5 protein-coding genes are annotated in these 3,392 nt (G+C 33.9%); all 5 read left to right on the forward strand.

Features of this window, described 5'->3' with window-relative positions; translation table 11 throughout:
• Positions 1 to 855, forward strand: an 855-nt coding sequence (locus P8M54_RS02435; RefSeq protein WP_300284649.1) for an aldehyde dehydrogenase family protein, incomplete at its 5' end; no start/stop codon positions are given.
• Between the two features lie 269 nt (positions 856 to 1,124).
• On the forward strand, positions 1,125 to 1,337 hold the full coding sequence (locus P8M54_RS02440; RefSeq protein ID WP_300284651.1) for a hypothetical protein: 213 nt from the start codon (positions 1,125 to 1,127) through the stop codon (positions 1,335 to 1,337).
• A gap of 41 nt (positions 1,338 to 1,378) precedes the next feature.
• Entirely contained in the window at positions 1,379 to 1,852 is a 474-nt protein-coding gene (locus P8M54_RS02445; RefSeq protein ID WP_300284653.1) for a DNA starvation/stationary phase protection protein, read from the forward strand.
• Between the two features lie 486 nt (positions 1,853 to 2,338).
• The gene (locus tag P8M54_RS02450; protein WP_300284655.1) at positions 2,339 to 3,097 is read left to right on the forward strand and encodes an ABC transporter permease; all 759 of its coding nucleotides are present in this window, start codon (positions 2,339 to 2,341) and stop codon (positions 3,095 to 3,097) included.
• A gap of 1 nt (position 3,098) precedes the next feature.
• Complete coding sequence (locus P8M54_RS02455; protein WP_300284657.1) at positions 3,099 to 3,296, forward strand: ATP-binding cassette domain-containing protein; 198 nt, start codon at positions 3,099 to 3,101, stop codon at positions 3,294 to 3,296.
• Positions 3,297 to 3,392: the final 96 nt, after the last annotated feature.

A 3,392-nucleotide genomic window follows, 5' to 3' on the forward strand; every position in this document is an offset into this window, starting at 1 on the left:
GATGAAGCAGGCGCTCCTAAAGGCGTGTATACCAATTTAATGATATCGGGTAAAAGAAGTACTTCCCTGGTTGATGATAGCCGTATCATGGGCGTTTCCTTAACAGGAAGTGAAGGTGCTGGTTCCAGTATGGCTGCAGCTGCTGGGAAAAACTTAAAACGATCAGTTTTAGAATTAGGAGGAAGCGACTCCTTTATAGTTTTAGAAGATGCCGATATTGATAAAACAATTGAAATGGCCATTATAGGCCGAATGAACAATAACGGTCAAAGTTGCGTTGCTTCTAAAAGATTTATCGCAGTAGAAGCTATTGCTAATGAGTTCTTAGAAAAATTTACCGCTGCTATCGCTAACCTAAAAGTCGGCGATCCTATGGACCCTGAAACACAAGTTGGGCCTTTAAGTAGTGAACAAGCACTTACTGATTTACTCGATCAAGTAGGTCGATTTGAAAAGGCGGGCGCAAAAATAGCTACAGGTGGAAAAAGAGCATTTGAAAAAGGTGCATACATTCAACCTACTTTATTAACCAATCTTAAAAGAGGGGAACCTACTTTTTATGAAGAACTTTTTGGACCTGTTGCCTCCTTTTATCGTGTAAAAAATGAACAAGAAGCAATTGAATTGGCTAACGACTCCCCTTTTGGACTTGGAGGATCGATTTATACGAAAGATATTGAACGAGCGATAAAAATAGCAGATCAAATCGATTCTGGTATGGTTTTTATTAATCAGCCAACCGCTTCTCAACCTGATTTACCATTTGGTGGAACGAAACGATCTGGATATGGCCGAGAATTAGCCGAACAAGGAATTCATGAGTTTATAAATAAAAAACTAATCCGAATTAGCTAAACAATAGCAGGTTGCATGCTATGACAAAGTAGCGAGCTAATGCATTATTCTTGATACTTTTGGGAAGGAATTTAAACTAAAAAGTAGTAAAACTGTGAATACTGTAACAATTATGAATAATCCTGTAAAATAGAATGCACACTAATTTCTTAATTTTGAAATAGATGCAAATGACATTTGAATTTGATAACAAATCAATTAAAATGTAGCATTGAAATTTAATAAAAAGTTTAAAAACTGAAAACAACTAACCTTTTAAATTGTAAAAAATGAAATCAAAATCAATCGGAATCGCAGTACTTGTTATAGGAGTTCTAATGGTGTTTTACACTGGATTTAATTATGTAACCGAAGAAAAAGTAGTTGATATTGGACCAATTGAAATCAACAAAAAAGAAAACCATCCCGTTCAATGGTCTCCTATTATTGGTGTTATTTTAATCGTAGGTGGCGCAGTTTTGGTCATTAAAGACAAAAAATAATTAATACATTTTACTCACAATCAATTATAAAATAATAATTTATGAAACCACATATTGGAATTACAGATAAAAATTTAAAAAGCAGTATAGACTTACTATCTGCAACCTTAGCGGATGCGATGACTTTATATACTAAAACTAGAAAGTTTCATTGGAATGTCACTGGAGAGAGCTTTATGGAGTTACACAAACTTTTTGAGGGTCAATACAAACAACTTGAAGCAAATATTGATGAAATTGCCGAACGAATTAGCAAATTAGGAGGCAAAACCATTGGAACGATGGCTGAGTTTACTGAAAAAACAAGATTAAAGGAAGCTCCAGCTGTTTATCCTGAAAGCAAGGCGATGATTAAAGAATTGCTAAATGATCATGAAACGGTCGTGGTACAACTGCGAAAAGATATTAGTACAGCTGAAGATGAGAATGACGATGTTGGAACCGCTGATTTCCTTACCGCTCTACTATTAGAACATGAATCAACTGCTTGGATATTAAGAAGGTATTTAAGCTAATTATAAAAGTTAATCGAGAAATTAGTGACCGTACATAACTAGTACTCGATTAAATTAAGTTATATCAATTTTTATTAAGGACTGTTTGACCATTTAGACAGTCCTTTTTTTATTAGCTTCTTACACTCTAATTAATCATTTTATTACGGAATTCAGTTTATATTCAACCTTATTCTTTGTCAAAAATTAAATAAAACGGTAGAGATGGCAATTCTGATTTTTAAAACAAATGTTAATTTTATAAGTTTTTATAAAAGTATCACAACATTTTTTATCAATTAAAATCGGTTCTTTGATTTAGCATAAATTTATCCATTTTTTATATTCCAAAGAGGGATTATTTTGAATAAAAAACGAAGAGCAGGAAGTTGTTGTCAAACTATTTCTAAAGATTTAAAAGCTAAAAGTAAAGCAATTGCTTTTACAAAAAAACAGTTAAAATTTACCTTTAAAATACATTTATATTAATCTTAAAAAACTACTATCGTGACTACATCCTTAAAAAGCACCTTCGATGACGTGGGCACTATGACCCTTTTTATCGGTAGATTTTTCAAAGAAGCATTTGCTCCTCCCTATGAATTTAAAGAATTCCTAAAGCAGAGTTACAAAATAGGATATAAATCAATCCCTTTAGTTGCTATAACAGGATTTATTATGGGTTTAGTTCTGACCCTACAGTCCCGCCCTACTCTAGCCAGCTTTGGCGCGGAGTCTTGGCTACCAAGCATGGTTGCATTATCTTTAATTAGAGAAATTGCACCCGTAATCACTGCTTTAATTTGTGCTGGCAAAGTGGCTTCAGGAATTGGAGCTGAATTGGGCTCGATGAAAGTGACGGAACAAATAGACGCTATGGAAGTAGCCGCAATCAACCCTTTTAAATATTTAGTGGTTACACGAGTATTAGCAACCACATTTATGATTCCGTTATTAGTCATTCTAGCTGATTTAATTGGAATTTTTGGCGGATACGTAGGATTCAACATCCGCGGTGATGCAAGTTTTTATCTCTACATCAGTAAAGTTTTTGACATCTTAACGTTTTCTGATGTTTTACCTGCAACGATTAAAACGTTCTTTTTCGGTTTCTTCATAGGCATTATCGGATGCTACAAAGGATACAATGCCGATAATGGAACCGAAAGTGTAGGATTAGCTGCTAATTCAGCCGTAGTAACAGCCTCACTAAGTATATTTATTATTGATATGCTAGCCGTTCAATTAACCGACTTATTATTTTAATATGACAGCACCATTACCAACTGAGGAAACAGTGGCAAAAGCAGGCCCAACTATTGAAATTCAAAATTTACATAAAACTTTTGGAAAAGATAATCATATCTTAAAAGGAGTTAATTTGACTGTAAACAAAGGAGAGGATGTAGTTATATTAGGGAAATCCGGAACAGGGAAATCCATCACCATTAACTGTATCGTGTGATTAATAAAAGCAGATCAAGTTTAAATCAAATATTTTGGTCAAGATATCACCACATTAAACACTGCCCAACTAAATGCCATTCGAGTTAAAATCGGT

The sequence above is a fragment of the Flavobacterium sp. genome, from assembly GCF_029242675.1.
GTDB lineage: Bacteria > Bacteroidota > Bacteroidia > Flavobacteriales > Flavobacteriaceae > Flavobacterium.

Coding starts and splice junctions, on each gene's coding strand:
- P8M54_RS02445 (WP_300284653.1), top strand. CDS start 1,379: ATGAAACCACATATTGGAATTACAGATAAAAATTTAAAAAGCAGTATA.
- P8M54_RS02440 (WP_300284651.1), top strand. CDS start 1,125: ATGAAATCAAAATCAATCGGAATCGCAGTACTTGTTATAGGAGTTCTA.
- P8M54_RS02455 (WP_300284657.1), top strand. CDS start 3,099: ATGACAGCACCATTACCAACTGAGGAAACAGTGGCAAAAGCAGGCCCA.